Below are 20,383 nucleotides of genomic sequence, written 5' to 3'. Positions count from 1 at the left end.
TTAACATTGCGACATGTATGATGAGACGTTAGCATACAACCTCAAGTCGACTTTAAGTCAAGCATTTCTTACTCGAGGGCTAAAATGGATATAGGGGATGTCGCAAAAGCGTCTGGTCTGCCGCCTTCAACGCTACGCTATTACGAAGAGAAAGGGCTCATACAGTCAACAGGGCGAAACGGCCTAAGGCGAACTTACAAAGCAAGCATTATAGAAACACTGGCACTGATCTCATTGGGGAGAAACGCTGGATTCTCACTGGAAGAAATTAAAACGATATTCACCCCCAAGAGGCCTGAAATTGATCGTACGGCACTCATAGAAAAAGCCGAAGAGCTGGACGAAAAAATTAATGAGTTAGCCGCGATTCGCGATGGTCTTCGCCACGCAGCCGCCTGCAAGGCCCCATCACACTTTGAATGCCCGAAGTTTCAGAAGCTACTGAGGGTTGCCGGTAAAAACCGATTTCAGCAGCCCAATAAGCTGTAGCAGACGATCACAATACGCGCTGCTCAGATTTATTCGCTTTCACAAGCCAGGCCAGAAACTCACCCCCCAGATTAGTGATATGGTACTGGTCATTATTCTGAACAATCAGGGCATTGCTGAAAAGAAACTCCAAGTATTGATTAAGCTTCCAGTGTGCAATGGCGGTGTTTTTAGCAGATGTTTTGGTTTCTTTGAAAAACTGCTCAACATATTGCCTGCTACGTCCCTGCCCGGCCAGCTCGTTAAGCCGCTTTAATAACTCAATCTGGCTACCAAATATGATAGAGTAGATTCGTTCAAAGGCAGCTAGTAGCTGTGCGCCCGCTAAGTGTTTTACCAGAACTTTTACAGTATCGCCTGATGTATCCAGGCCGCGGCTTTCCAAGTCGGCAATGATTCTCGCCTCCTGATCATTGATCACCAAAGAGTCACCGACCACGTTCAGCAACTCATCAACGGACTTTTCCGTATTTGAGTTTCCTTCATTTTGCGCCTCTGGTGCAGCCGCAGACAGGCCACTCTTATCAATTTTTTCGGTTCGATCAATCAACCTTCTTATTGAGTCTCTGAAAAGGATAATGAAAATCACAGCGAAGATAAAAAGCAGATGCCATTGATTGATCTTATCTAAAAGCTCCATTTCTCCCCCCCATGCTCTATCCCGGCATTCGATATAGACGCTTAGTGAGTATAGACCCAGCCCCAGGATTGCGACACGTCAAGGCTGAGTTATAGAGCCTAGGCAGTATTCGCGAGCAACAATAGCGAAATTATCAGAAGGCTACCCTGTCCCTTTCTTTTTCCTTTGGCAGGAAACGGCAACTTCCTGGCAAAGCCAGTATGAAACTTCATTTCCACTCAACAGCTATTCGTGTAATTCATTCCCCAACAATTCAATAAAGTCTTGTACGCCGGGCATCGTTTCAAACTTTTCACCCGTTGGGGAAACCACGGCCCAAGATGCTTTCGAGCCCTGGTACAGATTGGCTACGATCTTAAACGGGCCATCTTCAAGCGTACCGATGGGCACCCAGTAATATGCAAGTTTTCTTAACAGATTAGGAACAGGTGACCCGCAGTTTTGGCAGAAACATGAAGTGAAACCGGTTTCTTTTGTCCATGTCTTGACGTTCTCTTCGCCTTTCAGCCATTTAAGCTGACTCATCGGGACAACCGTCCCGCTATTCGATGAAGAGCCGCCTTGTTTTCTGCACAAGGTACAATGGCATTGGTAAATGTTGCCACTCAAGCCCGTTACCTCATATTCAATACCACCGCACAAACAGCGTCCTATCATATAAACTCCCTTTACCTTTTTATTGTGACTATCACCTGTCCCAAACAGGTACATCTAAAAATATTGAGATCACTTTCGCGTCTTCAACCAAGGCGGCTTTATTGCCATGATCCATAACATTTATCCGTTTACCATCGTTAAGAATCAGATTTAACTCATAACTATAGTATGACCTTCGACTACCATTTCCGCTGCTGGTGCAGCGCTCTGATAACAGCTGTAGTGCCTGTATATCTGCCAGGCGAACGGCATCTTTCTGTTTAGACAGGTCACCGCCAAGTGCCACCTTTTTCGGGTTATTTGTTAGGTTGCGAGTCCCGCAGGGTCAATTTTCGCGTCCCGAGAGGTCAATCCTTTCTTAAAAAATATCCTATATTCTATCTAAATGTATAAAGTGATCAGAAAGGATCGTCTTAATGGCTAATAAAATTTCTTCCGATGTATTGGTCGTAGGTGGCGGCATTAGTGGCATCGTAACCACGCTGGAGCTGCTAAGAGCGGGTAAAACCGTGACCCTGGTTGACCGTGATACACCTGAGCGTCTGGGCGGGCTGGCATTATGGGCCTTTGGCGGCATGATGTTGGTTGGCACCCCGCTACAGGCATCGATGAAAATTCCAGACTCGCCAGAACGTGCTCTACGCGACTGGATTCGGTTCGGCGAGCTGGATACCAACGACAAACACTCCCTTAACTGGGCAGAGTATTATGTCGAAAATTCCCGCACCGAAGTATATGACTGGTTAAAAAACGAAGGCATCAAGTTTATGCCAGCGGTGAACTGGGTTGAGCGTGGCCTGTATGGTAATGGCAACAGCCTGCCCCGTTACCACGTAGTATGGGGCGCCTCCCGTGAGCTCACGCGCACGATGATTGCTGCCATGCATGAAGCCAATAGCAATAACCGCTTAACATTGTTGCATCGGCACCGTATTTCCGAACTGGTTAAACAAAACGACAGGGTAGTCGGCGCATTGGGCGTTAACGAAGAAACCAATGAACAAATAGAGTTCCGTGCCCCGGTCGTGGTGATGGCAACAGGCGGCATTAATGGCAGCCATAAAGAGTGCCGGGAAAATTGGCCGGAGCACCGTGCACTGCCTGACACCATGCTCAATGGCGCTCACCCTTATGCAGACGGTAAGCTCCATCATGAAGTTGAAGATAAACTAGGTGGCCGTATTGTTAATGCAGGTGAAATGTGGAATTACGCAGCGGGTTTTCCGCATCCCTACCCGCATTTTGAAGGTCACGGGTTATCGACCATTCCCTGTAAATCGGCACTTTGGTTGAATCATAAAGGTGAGCGCATTGGCCCAAAACCTCTGGTCACCGGGTTTGATACCCACGAGTTATGCTTGCGTGTGGTAGAACAGGAGAAACCCTGGACATGGCACCTACTGAACTGGCGCATTGCCATCAAAGAGTTTGCCATTTCCGGCGCAGAGCATAACCAGCGAATTCGTGACAAGCAGTTTATCCGTTTTGCGAAAGATCTGCTGTTGGGCAATCAAAACCTGATCAAACAAATGGCCAACGAAAGTAATGATTTTCTAGTCGATGACACGCTGGAAGGGCTAGCAGCTAAAATGAACGCCCTCACCTGTTCCCTCGATATAGATCCTGCTGTACTGCAAGCCACCGCCGACGAGTTTGATGCCAATTTTGACAAAGGTAATCAACTGGAAAACGACGACCAGATTCGCAGCATTCTGCACGCTCGACAGTGGGGGCCAGACAAGCTACGCACTTGCAAACCCGCACCGTTACAAAAACCGGGCTCCGGGCCTTTTATCGCTATTCGAGTACAGCTGGTAACCCGCAAAAGCCTCGGCGGTTTATGCACCGATATCGATTGTAAAGTACTGGGCAACGAAGACCAGCCAGTACCGGGGTTATATTGTGTCGGTGAAGCAGCCGGATTTGGCGGTGGTGGCTCCAATGGCAAACGGTCACTGGAAGGTACATTCCTACCGGGTTGTATTATGACAGCCCGTAACGCGGCCCGATCAATTATTAGCGACACCGCTTAAGCAACGATTTATTAGGAGAATCACAATGCTAAATGGAGCACAAGCTCTAATGAAAACCCTGGTCGATGCGGGCGTGGAAGTCTGTTTCACCAACCCAGGCACCAGTGAAATGCACTTTGTCGCGGCGCTCGACAGCGAGCCCAAAATGAAAGCGGTACTGGCGCTATTTGAAGGTGTCGCCACCGGCGCTGCCGATGGCTACGCACGCATGGCAGATAAACCCGCTGCAACCTTACTGCACTTAGGCTGTGGTTTAGGCAATGGTTTGGCAAATCTGCATAATGCACGTAAAGGCAAGGTGCCAATGATTAATATCGTGGGTGATCATGCCACCCATCATGTGAAATACGATGCCCAACTACAGTCAGATATTGAAACTGTCGCTCGCAACGTATCACCCGGATTTGTCCGCACCTCACAAACCACCGAAGAGCTCTGTAAAGACGCAGCAGATGCAATCACTACTGCGCGCGGCTTTCCTGGCCAGGTTGCCACTCTGATTCTACCTGCGGATGTTTCTTGGGGTGAAGGCGGCGTACCTTGTGGCGTTCCTCCTCAACCGGCTGTGCCAGTAGCCGATGATGCAGAGGTCGAAAAGATTGCAGCCGCTATTCGTTCTGGTAAAAACTCGGCATTTTTATTAGGCGGGCGAGCCTTACGAGAACCAAGCTTGCTGGTTGCAGCCAAAATTGCGGCCAACAATGGCGTTAAGATTTTTGCTGAAACCTTCCCGGTTCGTATTGAGCGTGGTGCAGGACTCCCCCCCGTAGAGCGGATTGCGTATTTGGCGGAACTGGCCAGTGTTCAGCTGGCAGATATCGACAACCTGATTCTTCTCGATAGCAAAGCCCCTGTCTCTTTCTTTGCGTATCCGGGTAAGAAGAGTTATCTGGTGCCAGATAGCTGTACCGTGCATACCTTGGCTAGCCCAGAACATGATACCACTGCCAGCCTGCACAAACTCGCAGACGCGTTGGGGGCTTCTCAAGCATCGCCAGTATTGCAGGAAGCTAAACGCCCTGATCGTCCACGAGGCAAACTCACTGCCGAAAAAGTCTGTAAAGCCGTCGGGCATTTCTTGCCAGAAGACGCCATTATTGTCGACGAAGCTATCACCTCTGGCCTGATGCTAAACAGCATGACCGAGGGTGCGCCCCGTCACGATATGATAACCCTTACGGGAGGCGCCATAGGCCAAGGCTTACCGAATGCCGTGGGTGCGGCCATTGCCTGCCCAGACCGCCCTGTATTGGCGCTGATTGGTGACGGCACTGCCATGTATACCAATCAGGCATTGTGGACCATGGCACGGGAACAATTGAATATCACCAGCATTATCTTTAACAATGCCTCTTATTCAGTGCTGAATATTGAGCTGGAGCGAGTGGGCGTGGATTCCGTGGGTGAAAAAGCGAAGTCCCAACTAGACCTGAATGGCCCAGTGCTGAACTTCTCACAACTGGCACAAGGTATGGGCGTCCACGGTATACGAGTGAGTACGGCCGAAGAACTCAATAAAGCACTGGAATACGCATTGGCACATTCAGGCCCAAACCTGATCGAAGTAATGGTGCCGGAATCCCTGAACGGCGTAAAACGTAAGGTATTACCCTGGCTACTACGCTCGCTCCCCAGCTTGCCACTGCCGGTAACCCGTGCACTGAAGAAAAAAATTGCGCCTTAAAAAAGTGCGTAACCGAAAGCCTGTAATAAAATAGTGAGAGGGGGCAGCCGACAATGAACCTCGACTGTCCCTGTCCTTTTTAGGCCGTTTTTTTAATACCTTAAGACATCCTGTAGCGAGTAACCGCCTCATTTGTTGAGTGTAAGCCCTCTCGAGTATACCTCTGGATACCTCGGCGAGGGAGGCGACTTATGATTTTCAGAATCTATTGCGTTACAAAGGCATCATCTACCGTTTTTAATATTTCAGCTCAAAACTCAAACATTGGACGCCCCCACTTATTCGAAAATAAACTTGCATTTGTTCTCCTAATATAAAGCTGGTGAGCCTTTTTCTGTATTTCTCCCGGACTGATGACTCAACTGTAAAGTCTTTGTAACATTTGAAAACATACCTGTACAGATGTACAGCAGACCAAGATGATCAATTATTGGATAATTTTTCTGTCTATTTTTAAGCAACAGAACATCTGGCGATATTCTCGCCACCAAGGGGAATCAATAAATGACACCGACTCGCACCACACTCTTTAAACGATCTCTTTTAGCATCCAGTATTGCATTGGCATTAGCCGCTTGCGGTGGCGGGTCAAGTTCAGGTACAGCTACTACAGCTACAACGGAATCTCTATCAGGCACCGTTGCCGATGGTTATTTGGTTAATGCTACTGTTTGTTTAGATATTAACGAGAACAAAGTCTGTGATGAAGGTGAGCCTAGCGCAGTCTCAACAGCCGGTGGTGAGTTTACAATTGAAGGAGCAACTACAGAGCAACTGTTAAAGCCATTAATCGTAAAAGTCATCGCTGGGGTAACCTCTGATGAAGATGGCATCGAGATTACCAGCGACTACTCAATGGCGGCACCTGCGGGGTATAAATTTGTCAGCCCACTAACCACCATGGTGCAGCAGGAATTGGAAAACAACGATGGCTTTGTCCTCGCAGATGCAGAGTCATCTATCAAGGCTAAACTGGGCACTGACCTAGACCTTTCAGAGGACTATGTGGCAGGTAAAGCATCTACTGAATTTACTGAAGAACAGAAAGATGAATTTCAGAAACTTCACCACGTTGCACAGGTAACCGCCACGGTTATTCAGAAGAATATGGACGCGGTAAACGAAGCCATTTCAGGTACAGATATCACCTTCGATCAAGTGCTCGACATGGTGGTTGCCAAAGTATTGGAAAACCTCGAAGCCATTAACAGCGCAGTAGAACAAGAAGGCGAAAACTTTACTGTTGACAATATTGCAACCATCGCCAATAGCAACGCCATCGACGAATCTGAAAAGGGTACGCTGGTCGCTGAAATGGAGGCGCGCAAAGCAGCAAAAGAAGCCAGTGCAGCCAACCTGATCGAATTAGTATCAACCGTCGGCATTAATTGGTTTGAAGCCGACCACCACGGAGATGGATTATGGCTAGGTTACGGCACATTCTCTTACAATCCAGAAACCGGTGAATCCAGCGATACAGAATATACCTACAACCCGTAAAGTGGCAGCTTTGTTCTGGAATCAGATGATGACGATGACAGCGATGGCGACTATCTACTAACATCGAGTGGCTGGGTTAAAGTCCCTGAAAATGAAAAAATCACCGCAGGTAGTGATGGCACCATTAATATCGTAAACGCACAGGTTCCTACGTATGCTGGAAAACTGGAAGCTTCACAGTTTGATATAAATGGCCTGAATATCGCTTCGACACTGGCACAAGCTGACTATGCAGGCGACTGGGCTGAGGTAGTGGATCCTAGTGTATCTTTTGGTGAAGGCGCAGTAGTAAAACAGTCAATGGCGTGGCTATGCATCTACTTGAACTGCCACTCAGCATACTAAAATACAATGACCGTGATCATGACGAGCGCTTCGTGATCTTCACAGAGCATCAAGGTTACGTGCGTCGTGGTAACTTCACACCTGCAGGGTCAATCGAAGGCGGTGAAATCGTATTCAACCAAGCGGCGAGAGACGAAATTGTTAGCGCATTCCGAGGAGATCGTTTCAATCAATTGGTAAACGAAATCAACTCACAGCCACCGGAAGAAGAGTCAAACCCTAACGGAGGCCACACAGGGCCAGAAGCGTTACAAAATGATGTTTGAAGAAAGTAATGAGTGGTCAAACTTGGATGGAACCAAGGGTGAAATATGGAGTGTAATATTGGTTAAAGAGAATGTGATTTAATCATCGAATCACTTTATAACTATTCAAAAGCCGTCTCATTGAGGCGACTTATGATTTTCAGTGACGAATGGCACTTACTTAAGCTTGTCATCCTCGCGAACGCGGGGATCCATAGGGTTGTAGACTCCGTTCCAAATGGATTCCCGCCTGCGCGGGAATGACAGTACAGAGTCATTATGTCTTAAGTAAGTGCCATTCGGGTCGGTGACAAACGATATTATTTATCTGTTGTTGCCCGCCCCTTTTTTCATCACGCTGAAGTAATACGCCCGGCAATATGTTCAACAAACTTCTTCACTTTAATTGGCAGGTTATTTACTGTATCTAGGTGTTCAACTTTGCAGAGCCAACTCATCTGCCTCTTCTCTAAAGATTGGCAATAACGTCACCAGTGAAACAGATAAACAAACGTTGCTTCGAGCGTTTTCCATCGGCTTTCTGACCAATGCCACAAACCCCAAAGCAACACTGTTCTTTTTGGCCGTTATGACCAGTGTGGTCAGCATCAGCACCCCGATTAATGTGCAGGTTTTTTATGGTGCCTGGATGTGTTTCGTGAATGCCTTCTGGTTTACACTGGTAAGCCTGCTATTTTCAGCCCCTGCCTCCCGAGCCTGGTTCAATAACCAACTACAGCTAATGGAACGGACATTAGGCATAATATTGATTATATTTGCTGCTCGACTGGCCTTTATATAAAGCCATCTACAGGCTATGGCAACAAACCATGTATGGCCAGTTGCCGTGCGGCCCGGTCAAGATCAGGGTCGCCGACGGCTGCAACCGCCTCAATCTGTTGTTGATAGTAAATAGGCAGCTCAGCTTCCTTTGCCCCCACCAACACATGTTTTTTATACCAGCTGAAAGGAAATAAAGAGCGGTCAATATGCGTCGCATAATAGGTCACGGCGTTTTCAACAACTTGCAGGGGAGACAGCACCGAGACCGACTTCTCTTCATAGCCATGACCCAACCCTTCGGCGATATCCAGCGTCTTCTTCTCAGCCGGGGCAATGTCGTACAACACACCATACACCACATCACCGGGCTTGCCGGTATAGAAGGCATCACATTTGGCTGAACCATCTGTCCCGCGCTTGTGAAAACAGAGTGTATGTTCAAGAAGGCGAAATGTACCTATAACCTCACAGCTCGGCACCCGCTCTCGAAGTCTGTTTAACGACATATTGGAGCCAAACGCGAAATATTTCATTAAACTCTAACCCCTCAAGCAACCGAAATGAAATACCTTATTTACTAGGGTCGACCACTTTAAGTTGCTGCAGTTCAAAAAATATGAACTAACAGATGTTAAAGCGTAGCCTTATAGATTCTCAGTTCTCATCACCTCCATTAAGTCAAAGCGGCTGTCACACCTTATACAGGCGCACTTTGACGAAATAGCCTGTGAAGCTTATTATGAGGAATATACTTTTGTGAAAGTTGAAATCATGACCATACAAAAAGAGAACCAAGACGAAGCCCGAGAGAAGGTCGCGTTGAGAATTCGAGACACAGCTAAAACAACCATCACCACTCAACAGGCTACCGTAGGTGTATACAAGAAACGCCCTCTAGACGAAGACGATCTAGACCCGGGTGACGCTCCAAACGCCGACACCGTTAAACTATTTGAGATAACCTCAGAAGCACGGGCTGAAGGCTTTGTCGAAACGGCCAGGGATATATTGGCCGACAAAAAAGAGTTAGACCTGAAATTGGCTGAGTCGCACTCGAACATAAATAACCTGTTAGATAATCTAAATGTGAAGGAGTTTTAAACGTGGCATGGATGGAGACAGTCGCTACAGCACTCAAAGAAGGCTTCCAGATTACCCGTGATGCGGTGAAATTACATACACAGGTAGAGTCCTTTTCGGGAGACTTGGAAAAACTCACTAAGCATTATAATCAAACTATTCGTATCCTGGATGGTAATTATGCAAAGGCGATGGAGCGAATAGGCGCATTAGAAAAGCAAAACGAATACCTCGAAAAAGAAATAAACCGGCTGAGAGACACTAAGTAACCCTCAACCGCGAATAGCAAACCAATAAGCGACTCATTTACAATTCAATTTAGCACTATACTGTACAAGAGCCAGTGCTGTGGGTTGGAATTCGGACTGCCCCATACAACCTAATTTGTCTTGTGAAAGAGTTTATATATGGACATCGCTAAATGTCATAGAGTATTTAAAAAAGCACTATTGACCCTTAGTTTAAGCACTTGCATTTTACCTGTTGCAAGTGCAGAAGATAAAACGCTCTTAAAGATTTCAGCGATCGACTGGTGTCCTCAGATTTGCGCTCAAGACTCAGAGAACCCCGGCTATCTGGTGGAGATTCTCCAAAACCTGTTTAAAGACAGCCCCTACATATTTGATATCAAAATATACCCTTGGAGCAGAGCGATCAGCCTGGTGCGTTTTGGTTCAGCACAGGCATTGTTGTCTCCTTCCAAGGAGGAAGCTCCCGACTTATACTACCATCAGGTTCCGCTCTCCTATCAAGTTCACTGCTTTTTCAAAAGTGCAGACGATTCCTGGGTATACAAAAGCGATGATAGTCTTTTGAGTAAAAAAATTATCATCTATCAAGACCATTCATATGGGAACATACTGAAAGAGTATTTATCGGCGGAACGTAATGGGATGTTCCTTCTCCCGTACAATGATGGCTATATCGAACAAGCTATTAATTTAGTGAGAGCAAAAAGAGCAGATACGTTTCTGTTCACACTGAATTCGGTCACTCACTATCTAATTAACAATAAGATAACCGATATCAAAAGAGATACCTGTATAAAGAAAGATGAGCTTTGGTTAGCCTTGTCTCCTATGCATACCGGGCTAAACAAGCAAGTCACAGAGTTTTTGGACAGAAAACTGGTCGGCTTTATCAAGACAAAAGAATATCGAGCCATCTTAAAAAAGTACCATGTCTCCTTTCCTGACCTTAACCCTCAAGGGTAATACTTCTCAACAGTCACCGCCCTCCTCCCATTAACACATACTGGAAAACAAAAATGATACGTTGTAACATGACTGAATTCACAGCAAACCTATCGCTGATCAGAAACTAGTTTGAGATGAAAAGAATGGGCAACGTAGACGCAATTATCAACCACGCCGAGCAATACTGTAAGAAGCACGGCTCTCGATTAACCACCAAAAGAAAGCAAGTGCTGGCATCACTGGTTCAATCTGAAAAAGCGCTTTCCGCTTACGACTTAATAGACTTATTTAATCAGGAGTTTGGCGAAAAAATACCCGCGATGTCGGTGTATAGGATTTTGGAATTTCTGGAAGATGAGAACCTTGTACACAAGTTAAACCTGGCAAAAAAATATGTCGCCTGTTCACACATTACTTGTGACCATGACCATGGAGTGCCGCAGTTTTTGATTTGCAGCGGATGCAACCATGTTAAGGAAATCAGCATTAACACATACACAATCGCGGAACTGCAAAAAAATGTGGAGAACGCAGGTTTTCAACTCGTTAGCCCTCAACTGGAAATGAACTGCATTTGTAATGAGTGCGCTGCGAAAGCCGCTTAAGACCCACGCCCATTTCCTAGCTTGAAAACCGGAATGCTAAACTACCGATTACACACCAAATGAGTGGTATAGAGTTAAATCAATGAATTCCAAGAATGAAACCATACGAGCAGTCCCCACTAATATCATTACTGGCTTTTTGGGCGTTGGAAAAACATCCGCTATTTTACACTTACTCAAGACCAAACCTTCTGAGGAACGCTGGGCTGTTTTGGTCAACGAATTTGGTGAAGTGGGCATTGATGGCAGCTTGTTTGAAGGGCAACACTCACAAGAGCAAGGCGTCTTTATTCGTGAAGTCCCTGGGGGTTGCATGTGCTGTGCAGCGGGACTGCCCATGCAAGTCGCACTGAATCAATTGCTAGCCAATGCAAAGCCTGACCGCCTGTTAATTGAACCAACGGGGCTTGGCCATCCAAAAGAAGTACTTGAGTTGCTGTCAGCCAGCCATTATCAGGACGTTCTATCACTGCAAAAAACCATAACCTTGGTCGATGCTCGTAAGCTGTCAGATAGTCGCTATATAGAACATGACACCTTTAATCAGCAAATAGCAATGGCTGATATTATTGTCGGCAATAAGACCGATTTATACGACAGTAAAGACAAAGCCAGATTGGCCGCCTACATCAAACAGCATAGCCAACCCAACGTGAGCATTATCTTTTCACAACAAGGTGAGATTGAGCCGTCTCAATTGGAGGGTAAAACATCTGTGCGTTTCCCAGCATCACACCACCATCATAAGACGGAAGAAAAATCACAACTTACCGACCTCCCCATTCCCGAATGCGGATTCATTAAAGCGGTTAACGAAGGTGAAGGATTTAAAAGCGTCGGCTGGCGATTTTCCCCCGATAAAGTATTTAATCACAGTAAACTGTATACGTTTTTAACGGGGATCGATGCGGAACGAATGAAGGCGGTATTTATTACTGACGAAGGCGTATTTGGCTACAACCTAACAACTGACGCACTCACCGAAATGGAACTGGACGACTGTATAGAGAGCCGCATTGAAATTATATCTGCGAACCTTAGTGGCATTTTAGAAGCGCAGTTATTGAACTGCCTGGAAGACTAAGCGTTATGCCTTTCGAAGGTGCCTATTGGCCATTAGCAAAACGCTTCTGGGCACCTAGCCCTCTGAATAACTACTCTTCTGTGTAAAATTCAAAATGCTGCATCTGCATCGAATAAGCAGCAGTAGCCATTTCATTCTGAACAATAGAGGTTTTCAAAAAGCCAAAAATCCAAACCGGGTCATAGAGTTCACCAAGCTTTACCCCGGAAGGATAGTCAACAAAGATAAGCTGGTTTGGTGGTGGTGGCGGTACATGAATGCAAGCGCCAAAATATGGCACAAGAAAAAACTGTGTAATGGTTTCAGTATCATCAAATTCAAGTGGCACAATAAAACCCGGTATTCGAATAGCCTGACCATCCATTTCAGGAATAATACGTGTTGACGCTAACGCTTGTTGGTAACGGTCATCGCCAGGCGCTGCATTACTGCTTTTAACCTGACTGCTGATTTGATCTTCAAGTGACCCATCTTCTATGTCAGTCACATAACTGGGAGGGTTCAGCAGCGCATCCAAATCGTCTTTAGGCATCAAGTCAGTCCACTCAACCGTTTTGAAAGCGGATAAAGGCAGAGTCTTAACCGGTGTTTCATCACCATTAGCCATTTTCGCGCTAGCTAATGCTTGATGCTCGGGTATTTCTGCGTCTTGCTTAGCGCCAGGTACAGGCTCTTCTATTTTTTCACAAGCCGTTAAAAATAGTGCCGCCAAGCCTGTGGTAACCCACTTTAAATATCCCATACTATGTCGCATTACGTTGAGCCTAACTAGTCTCTCTTAAAACATAATGATACAACATATCATTTATATCTTAAACGATTTTCTGTAAAAAGGCGGCGCTGACATAGAATCTATCTACGGAAAAAACTAGCGGGAAACGTACCAGCAGCAAGAGTGTAATTCGCTTTTAGTCCTGCATTGAGCATGACCAAGCTGAATCAACAATGTCAAAACGCAAAGCTGAAATTCGAGACAGAAGCGTAAGGAGTCTCAGTGGTTATCCGTTGCTTTAACTCCATATGAAAAAAACACCCAAGCAAAAAAGATCATAAATAAAAAGTCATTAAGGCCATAGATGCTATAAAAAATCCCCGCGAAAATATCTGCGGAATAAACAGCTTCTAAACTATTTTCTGTAAGCCATTTAACCCAGACAACACCATAAATTAACTTCTCTAAAGCAAACGCACCGGCAATCCATTTTATGTTTGAACTTACCGTCGCTACTGATAGATAAGCTAAGCCCCACATAATAATCATGAGGAGTCCAAAATTAGACATTACAACAGGGTCGGCCTCGTTTATAGCCACATTGGTAAACCCTCGTGAAAATATCAGCACGCTGAAATTCATTAATGCTGCGAGAATAAATCCGTTTTTTATTAGTTTTTGATTCATATCGGCCTCTTATTGTTTTATTAAATTATCGGGCGCGGGGCACCCTACTACCTATTTGTAACCACACATTTTGCCAAGCCCCTTGTAGGAGGGTGCCCCGCGCCCGATTCTATAGAGTATGCGTATGCTCAGTAGAAAATTTGCAATCGATATTAGCAAATAGGATTATGCGTTTCAGACTATATGTTTTTGAAGATATTTTGATATGCTTTTTATCGATGAAATCATATCGGTAAACGCAATAAATTTCTTCCCTTTCTCGTTACCGTACCTAAAGACAAGAAAATTGTCTGGCCCACCCAAATCACCGATAACAGTGAAATCAGCAGGTAGACTTAATTTCAGTTCGGAATATATAAGCTCTATATCAGGTTGAGAAAATGCGTTTAAAGAAAGTGTTAGTAAGAGAGCGGTCAGAATATTTCTCAACACTTTAGATTCCCCTGAAAAAGGTTGACTGTTTGGCTTGCGTGTCTTGCACGCTTATGAAAGGCGGGTAATGGCAATATTCACCAGCTCAGGTTTTCAATATCTCTGGAGGCTGACAACACTCTTACCAATTCAAGTTCTTGGGGGGTTAACTCTGTAAAACAAAATGTAATTGCCTACAGGAAAGCTTTTAAGCCCTTTACATAAACTCCGTCTATCAACCCCCATTTCAGGGCTTTCAGCCAAAAGCATGGCAGCATCATTCAGCCTGTCCAGAAACCTATCTGCATTCACTGGCTGGTCTTCTGCCACATACAACCAGATATCAATCAAGTCTTCTTCTGCTTTTGGGGCCTTAATCAATGCCCGCACTATCCCCTTTTATCCCTCATTGCACGCGCTTTGGCTTTAATCTCGTCCATGTTCAAAGGCGACCCCTCACCTCTGTCCAGTTCGACAATGCCTTCCTGAAGGTCTCGACGCAAGGCTTCCAGCTTCATTTCTTTAACGGCATCACGTTCTTCAAGTAAGCGGAGAGCCTCTCTCATCACTTCGCTGACTGAGTTGTACATGCCTGAAGTCACCTTTTCTTTTACATAGCGTTCAAGCTGTGGTGTGAGTGATACATTCATAATCTTTGCCTGTTTGTTTATCAGCAACAACAAACCTAGTTTAGCAATCTTTAGCAATGATTGTTATTGCCATGACCAAAGTGGATGACTGGAGGGTTGGGTAATCGGAACTTTAACCTGTAGCCTTGATGAAGAGAGGGACGAACGGAATCAGGGTTTTCTGTTGAGCATGCCCCTACAATACCTTCTAGCAAATAGCTGGCCGTCTATAAAATCCCTTGATTCCAGTCGTGCCTCCTTTCATCACGGCTACCTGACTCGGCGCATTTCTTTTGAGCAGGTTCCACAAGCAAGAAAGTTAACCTATCGGGCATGCATTATGCCCAGCAGAAAATTAAGCCCAGCCCACTACCTATTTGTAACCACACATGTTGCCAAGCCCCTTGCAGGAGGGTGCCCCGCGCCCGATTCTAAGGCCTTAAAAAGGGGCGCCCATAAGTCGCTAGTTTGTCAATAGCACGAGTTTGAACGAAGCGCGTCGTGGCACCCATGCCTAAATATAAACTGTTTTGGCTGTCATGAAGTACACCTGATTTTAGTTGTGTTGTGCTACTTCAAAATGAAGTGCTTCAGTCACCCATCAGGATCAAGGCTAAACGGCTGAGCCCCATAACGCGCAAAGCCGCTTACCCCTGGTATATTCATACCCCATTAAATAATCAGTACCCCTGCATAGCTAATTGGTACAGAGTTAAAGACTCGAAGTCAGTCTCCGGAGAGCTTATGCAGAGGGCACTCCATTAAACCAAATTAGGTTCAGGCGAAGGATATTCAGAGCCCTAGGTTAACCATACCCCTTTTGATCTCATCGCCTGAAAAGCTGTTTAACCAAATGCGAGTTTAATATCAAACATCGTTTTCTCCTTGAGCATGTGATAACACGCTCTCGTTAATTTATTGGCTATCGCTTTCTTGGCAACCATTGTTGGTGATTTCTTCAGCCTGCGTTGATAGGCTCGTTTTATATCAGTATTCCAGATAGATGCATAATGTGCTGCTTCAACAAAAGCCATTGCTAAATATCTATTTCCGTTCTTCGTATTTCCTTTCCCTTTTGATTTACCATTGCTGACCTTATCGGAAGGCACACAACGAGCATAAGATGAATAATTTCCAACACGAGGAAAACGCTCAATTGGTCCAGTCTCAAGCAAAATGGTCATCGCCAGTATTTTTCCAACGCCAGGGATACTAAGTAGAATTGAATACAATTCCCCTTGCTGGCATTCTCTGAGAACAAAATTTTCTATCGTAGTAATTTGCTGAGAGAGTTTTTTCATCATATGCCACTCAGTCAACGCAGTTAGTTGCGCTGCGCTTGTTGAAAAGTGAGCTTTCAGTTCTGCTTCTGTAAGATGTTTTATCTTATTCGCATTAAGCCTCTCACCTGTGTGCCGGTTAATCATGCTTTGTAAACTAAGGTGATGAGCGGTTCGTTGCTTAACCAGCAAGAGCCTTCTCCTTAGTAGATCGCGAATAGCACGTAAAGCTTTAGGGTAAATATATCCCGTAGGAAGTATGCCTAATCTTAGTAGGTGAGCTAAATAACGCGCATCCGTTAAATCATTCGTGTATTTCAATCCGCTGTATTGTTGAATGGCAAGCGTATTAGCTAGATGAACTGGATAGCCTTCATCCATTAGACCATCAACAAGCCAATACCAATTGTATGTCGATTCAACAACTATTCCGAAAATGTCTGATTGGTAGGGTGCTAGTAGTTTAGAGATATCATTGAGATCATTATCTAAACGCTTTTCTTGAACAATAGTATCGTTATCGTTGATTAACGATACAACGCTATTGTTGCTATGAAGATCGATTCCGCAGTAAAGTTGCATAAGCCGTCTCCTTTGTTGAGTGTAAGCCCTCTCGAGTATACCTCTGGATGCCTCGGCGAGGGAGGCGACTTATGATTTTCAGTGACAACTGAGAATCGTTTTCTACTCTGCCCTTCCATTCTTAAGGGGCGTAAAAGGAAAAAGTAGAATGATTGATTACTGGTTAAAAATAAATCTTTACGACCCTTTGAATGCAGCTGGTTTATTTTTTCACTCTGCCCCGAATGGCACTTACTTAAGCTTTTTCGGGTGACCATTTTTCTTAACTATCGCACGTGCATCACCCCTTGCTTTCATTAACACGAACCAATGGGGTCAGACTCCATTGGTTCTCATTTGTCACCAACCCCTTTGGTGAAGGGATAGCCTAGCAATCGAGTCTGGCCCTATTGGTTTTTATTAGTTCTGCGCTTTACCAAAGATAATGATAGTAAACCCAGAACTGCAAGGCTAAAAGACGTTGGTTCTGGAACCTCTATACTACGCACCATCCAATGGCTTCGGGTTGTATGGTGGTATGTATCTAGAGCGCTAGGTTTATTAGTACCAATAAAATTGTTACTGTTCGCGATTACTGTTGATACACCTAGAGTATCGTTTCTATTAATCCAAGAAAGTTCAGAACGGCCAGAGCTATCTAGTGCAGTAAAAGCGTAAGATGTACATAGACTACTAGAAGTAGTTGAGTTGAACCCAGAACGACATGTTATTAGATCTTGAAGCTCTACTGAAGGTGTATAATTAACGGCGCTTGTTCCGGTATCAATACCTGAAATGCCGGCACTAATAAAAAGGCTCTCTACCTGCGCAACAGTGGCGTGACTAAAACCAAAGGCAGCATAACTACTTTCTGCTGCATTCCAGCTGAGATTAGCTGTTAGATCCAGATCTAACCACTCAAGCTGAGCATTGGTGTCTCTAGTGATTTTGCCATCACCCAACACCAAATCATCAACTGATATTAATCCTGCATTGGCTACATTTATTGATAAAGCCAACAACATAAGTCCAAATTTTAACTTCATTATTTAAGTCCTTTTCTATTTTAGTATCTACCGCACATCACATTTCTTTTGATTACTGCAATTTAATTCAAGTTCTGGGTAATACGGAAACATAACAGCTAATTTAACTGAACGTTCATATAGACACGATATATATCGCCACCATATCTACATATGCACAAGTATCCAAATATAGAGCGGCAGCTATATCCAGAAACCAAACTCATCCTCTATTCACTCGCAATACGTGTCAATATTAAATAAGTGCGTTTTACCACCATACCCAAATCAAAATGACTTTCCAGTCATTTCAACATAACGCTACTCATACGCAGCAGTTATTTTCAAAATAAGGCGTTTTGCTGTATTGGTGTAGCAGTCCAGAACTAAATACAAAACCTTGGATTCCCGCCTTCGCGGGAATGACAGTGGGGAGGACGTAGGGTGTGATAGATTGATGATGCGTGGGCAATGGGAAAAAAGGGCTACCACCCCTGGGTGCTCTCTCTTGCTTCGCAATTCACCTTGTTCGCGGGAATGATTGGAGGGTATCCATAGTATTACACTTGTAGCCTTGATGAAGAGAGGTACGAACGGAATCAGGGTTTCCTGTTGGCATGCCCCGGTCATACCCTCTTGCGAATAACTGGCCGTCTATAAAATCCCTTGATTCCAGTCGTGCCTCCTTACATCACGGCTACCTGACTCGGCAGCATAGCTGGGCGTATTTCTTTTGAGCAGGCTCCACAAACCAAAAAAGCCAACCTAAACAGGCTGGCTTTTTCTTTATTCACTACCCCCTATCAATGCAAATCAGGCACTACCCCTACCTGTGGCATATTGGCTAGGCCAATATCGCGGGCATGTTGCTCGAAGCCTTTGTTCTTCCAGAAGAACGCGCCCGGCATGGTAGTAGGTATCACCAACACGTAAAACAGTGCGCGCCCGGCTAGCAGTGCAGCGACAACGGCGAGTGATGCCAGTAGCACCAATGTCATCGCGAACCAACCTGCGGGTGCAAAGGCAGCTACTGCCAGTGAAGATACAACACCTAACCCAATCAGCGCATTTCTAAGCAGGTAGGTTTTACCAAAGGTGGTGGACTGTATGTAGTGCGCGGCAGCGCCTTCGCCGTTTTCAGTATTCAGATAACGAGCGTGAAATGCCAAACCAATAGCTTCTGCGATTAAGCCGACGGCAACCAGCCCGCCTAATGTAGAAACCATGGCGCTGTAGTCTTGCCCTTGAATGGCCATAGCCGTGATGACAAACAAGCCAAGTAAGATGCCTCCCACACTAAACATAGTGCCGAAGAATGAGGTGAGTACTTGCCAGTGGTTCCAGAATGGCCGCGCCTGTATGCGATAGATGCAGTGCATAAAGTACAAACCGACCAGTGCAGACACCGTCGCAAAAACACCGGCGGCTATCGCAGCTATATCGAGAATCCATAGGTCTAACCATACGTTAAGTAATTCAAAAAACGTATACCCTGCAAGCCCTGCGAAGAACATGGCAATACCTAACGCTTCTCGGCTCAACGGTGAGTAACGTAGGTTGTTAAAACCACGATAGAAGCGTAATGGCTTACCCAAGTGCAGGGTTGATAACACTAATACTCCGGCCTGAATCACAATCAATGAAATAAGCATGGGGAAGTATGCTGCACTCTCTTTTACTGCTGACAATGCGTCTATGCCCAACAGTGGCCCTAGGAACGTCATCAAGAATGCACCGATAACCGCTTGGGTTGATAGGGTAAAGATAACCAGCGGATTTTCACGAGAGCTTAGTTTATCAAGAGCCCACGATTTAACTCGGCCTGCCTTTTCATCAACCACTGAACGGAAGGTGCCGTCTTCTTGCTTGTGGTATTTAACCGGCATGGAGTCGGTACGCTGAACTTCGTTTGGCATGGTGCGGGTCTGCTGAAAACGAATATTTGGTTGGGTAATGGATGGGTCTGGGAAGCCGGGAATAGAGGTTTTGATCTGCTCTCGGTTTTCCGGGGTGTTTTCAATCACGCCAAAGTTAAGTGCGTTACCTAAACAGGCGGAAACACAGGCGGGTTTTAGGCCGACTTCAAGGCGGTCTACACACATATTACACTTGGAGACCTGCCCTTCAATCGGGTCTAGCTGCGGTGCGTTATAGGGGCATACCCAGGTACAGTAACCACAACCAAAACAGGTATCGGGGTCTTGCAGTACCGCACCATATTCTGCGTGTTTGGTATAGGCGCGAGTTGGGCAGCCTTTTAAACACACCGGGTTGTCGCAGTGATTACAGGCCATTGAGATATTCAGGCGCTTATAGTCGGGATAACTGCCCCCTTCTACATAACCGACCGAGCGAAACGCCAAATGCGCCGGGTTGCCGTTTTTCTCAGAGCAAGCCGCTTCACAGGCATGGCAGCCAATACAGTTATCAGCCGTAAAGTGAAACCCGTGCTGCTTGTTACGATTAGGGTTGTCACCCACAGTCGGGTTGTCGTTGATGTACATCGGCCGTTCTGCTGGCAGTTCGTTATTGGTCAGATCAAGCAGATCAATCTTCACTCCATAACGGTTTTCATCACTTACGACCGGGTCGTTAAGCTTTGCGTAAGGGCGCTCTTCTTCCCGAGTCGGGAAAATAGGCCGTGCTTCAGTATTCTTGGGTGCCGCATCTACGCCCATTTGATCAAGACGGTCACGTGCTTTTGTTAATAAATCGATCATCTTATCTCCTAGGAACA

At 45.6% G+C, this 20,383-nt stretch carries 22 protein-coding genes; 11 read left to right on the top strand and 11 right to left on the bottom strand.

Features of this window, described 5'->3' with window-relative positions; translation table 11 throughout:
• Positions 1–84 precede the first annotated feature (84 nt).
• Positions 85–489, top strand: coding sequence for a helix-turn-helix domain-containing protein (locus tag MY523_RS01075; RefSeq protein WP_250656962.1), 405 nt, complete (start codon positions 85–87; stop codon positions 487–489).
• Between the two features lie 7 nt (positions 490–496).
• Here MY523_RS01075 and MY523_RS01070 read toward each other — a convergent pair whose 3' ends face one another.
• The 3 genes from MY523_RS01070 to MY523_RS01060 form a co-directional block, all read right to left on the bottom strand.
• Entirely contained in the window at positions 497–1,129 is a 633-nt protein-coding gene (locus MY523_RS01070; RefSeq protein ID WP_250656961.1) for a helix-turn-helix domain-containing protein, read from the bottom strand.
• A 225-nt stretch (positions 1,130–1,354) separates the two neighbouring features.
• Positions 1,355–1,786, bottom strand: a complete 432-nt coding sequence (locus MY523_RS01065; protein ID WP_250656960.1) for a GFA family protein — start codon at positions 1,784–1,786, stop codon at positions 1,355–1,357.
• Positions 1,787–1,817: 31 nt separating this feature from the next.
• Complete coding sequence (locus tag MY523_RS01060) at positions 1,818–2,072, bottom strand: hypothetical protein (protein ID WP_250656959.1); 255 nt, start codon at positions 2,070–2,072, stop codon at positions 1,818–1,820.
• Positions 2,073–2,202: 130 nt separating this feature from the next.
• On the opposite strand from MY523_RS01060, the gene MY523_RS01055 reads away from it, so the two are divergent.
• The 5 genes from MY523_RS01055 (at position 2,203) to MY523_RS01035 (ending at position 8,395) form a co-directional block, all read left to right on the top strand.
• Complete coding sequence (locus MY523_RS01055) at positions 2,203–3,819, top strand: FAD-dependent oxidoreductase (protein ID WP_250656958.1); 1,617 nt, start codon at positions 2,203–2,205, stop codon at positions 3,817–3,819.
• Between the two features lie 25 nt (positions 3,820–3,844).
• The gene (locus MY523_RS01050; RefSeq protein ID WP_250656957.1) at positions 3,845–5,503 is read left to right on the top strand and encodes an acetolactate synthase large subunit; all 1,659 of its coding nucleotides are present in this window, start codon (positions 3,845–3,847) and stop codon (positions 5,501–5,503) included.
• 504 nt (positions 5,504–6,007) lie between these two features.
• Entirely contained in the window at positions 6,008–7,003 is a 996-nt protein-coding gene (locus MY523_RS01045) for a hypothetical protein (RefSeq protein ID WP_250656956.1), read from the top strand.
• 311 nt (positions 7,004–7,314) lie between these two features.
• Entirely contained in the window at positions 7,315–7,614 is a 300-nt protein-coding gene (locus MY523_RS01040; RefSeq protein ID WP_250656955.1) for a hypothetical protein, read from the top strand.
• Between the two features lie 385 nt (positions 7,615–7,999).
• Positions 8,000–8,395 carry a LysE family translocator gene (locus MY523_RS01035; RefSeq protein WP_250656954.1) on the top strand — a complete coding sequence of 132 codons (396 nt, stop codon included), beginning with the start codon at positions 8,000–8,002 and terminating at the stop codon, positions 8,393–8,395.
• A 13-nt stretch (positions 8,396–8,408) separates the two neighbouring features.
• Here MY523_RS01035 and MY523_RS01030 read toward each other — a convergent pair whose 3' ends face one another.
• A complete protein-coding gene (locus MY523_RS01030) occupies positions 8,409–8,909 on the bottom strand; it encodes a gamma-glutamylcyclotransferase family protein (protein ID WP_250656953.1) in 501 nt (166 codons plus the stop codon).
• 223 nt (positions 8,910–9,132) lie between these two features.
• Between MY523_RS01030 and MY523_RS01025 the strand changes: the two genes are divergently transcribed.
• The 5 genes from MY523_RS01025 to MY523_RS01005 all read left to right on the top strand — a co-directional run bounded on the left by MY523_RS01025 (position 9,133) and on the right by MY523_RS01005 (position 12,341).
• The gene (locus tag MY523_RS01025; RefSeq protein ID WP_250656952.1) at positions 9,133–9,477 is read left to right on the top strand and encodes a hypothetical protein; all 345 of its coding nucleotides are present in this window, start codon (positions 9,133–9,135) and stop codon (positions 9,475–9,477) included.
• A 2-nt stretch (positions 9,478–9,479) separates the two neighbouring features.
• A complete protein-coding gene (locus MY523_RS01020) occupies positions 9,480–9,725 on the top strand; it encodes a hypothetical protein (protein WP_250656951.1) in 246 nt (81 codons plus the stop codon).
• Positions 9,726–9,863: 138 nt separating this feature from the next.
• The gene (locus MY523_RS01015; RefSeq protein ID WP_250656950.1) at positions 9,864–10,670 is read left to right on the top strand and encodes a substrate-binding periplasmic protein; all 807 of its coding nucleotides are present in this window, start codon (positions 9,864–9,866) and stop codon (positions 10,668–10,670) included.
• 125 nt (positions 10,671–10,795) lie between these two features.
• A complete protein-coding gene (locus tag MY523_RS01010) occupies positions 10,796–11,257 on the top strand; it encodes a Fur family transcriptional regulator (RefSeq protein ID WP_250656949.1) in 462 nt (153 codons plus the stop codon).
• Between the two features lie 82 nt (positions 11,258–11,339).
• Positions 11,340–12,341 carry a CobW family GTP-binding protein gene (locus tag MY523_RS01005; protein WP_250656948.1) on the top strand — a complete coding sequence of 334 codons (1,002 nt, stop codon included), beginning with the start codon at positions 11,340–11,342 and terminating at the stop codon, positions 12,339–12,341.
• 70 nt (positions 12,342–12,411) lie between these two features.
• Here MY523_RS01005 and MY523_RS01000 read toward each other — a convergent pair whose 3' ends face one another.
• From MY523_RS01000 to MY523_RS00970, 7 genes are all read right to left on the bottom strand, one after another.
• Positions 12,412–13,083 (bottom strand): DUF3299 domain-containing protein, encoded by a 672-nt coding sequence (locus MY523_RS01000; protein WP_250656947.1) that lies wholly within the window; start codon positions 13,081–13,083, stop codon positions 12,412–12,414.
• A gap of 249 nt (positions 13,084–13,332) precedes the next feature.
• Positions 13,333–13,740 (bottom strand): hypothetical protein, encoded by a 408-nt coding sequence (locus tag MY523_RS00995; protein ID WP_250656946.1) that lies wholly within the window; start codon positions 13,738–13,740, stop codon positions 13,333–13,335.
• Positions 13,741–14,301: 561 nt separating this feature from the next.
• The gene (locus tag MY523_RS00990) at positions 14,302–14,532 is read right to left on the bottom strand and encodes a type II toxin-antitoxin system RelE/ParE family toxin (RefSeq protein ID WP_250656945.1); all 231 of its coding nucleotides are present in this window, start codon (positions 14,530–14,532) and stop codon (positions 14,302–14,304) included.
• A gap of 8 nt (positions 14,533–14,540) precedes the next feature.
• Positions 14,541–14,801 carry a type II toxin-antitoxin system ParD family antitoxin gene (locus MY523_RS00985; RefSeq protein ID WP_250656944.1) on the bottom strand — a complete coding sequence of 87 codons (261 nt, stop codon included), beginning with the start codon at positions 14,799–14,801 and terminating at the stop codon, positions 14,541–14,543.
• Between the two features lie 824 nt (positions 14,802–15,625).
• Positions 15,626–16,642, bottom strand: coding sequence for an IS110 family RNA-guided transposase (locus MY523_RS00980; RefSeq protein ID WP_250654847.1), 1,017 nt, complete (start codon positions 16,640–16,642; stop codon positions 15,626–15,628).
• Between the two features lie 386 nt (positions 16,643–17,028).
• Positions 17,029–17,667 carry a hypothetical protein gene (locus tag MY523_RS00975; RefSeq protein WP_250656943.1) on the bottom strand — a complete coding sequence of 213 codons (639 nt, stop codon included), beginning with the start codon at positions 17,665–17,667 and terminating at the stop codon, positions 17,029–17,031.
• Between the two features lie 782 nt (positions 17,668–18,449).
• Positions 18,450–20,366 (bottom strand): DmsC/YnfH family molybdoenzyme membrane anchor subunit, encoded by a 1,917-nt coding sequence (locus tag MY523_RS00970; RefSeq protein WP_250656942.1) that lies wholly within the window; start codon positions 20,364–20,366, stop codon positions 18,450–18,452.
• Positions 20,367–20,383 lie beyond the last annotated feature (17 nt).

The sequence above is a fragment of the Alkalimarinus coralli genome (assembly GCF_023650515.1).
GTDB lineage: Bacteria > Pseudomonadota > Gammaproteobacteria > Pseudomonadales > Oleiphilaceae > Alkalimarinus > Alkalimarinus coralli.
This window is presented reverse-complemented; position numbering and strand designations above follow the sequence as displayed.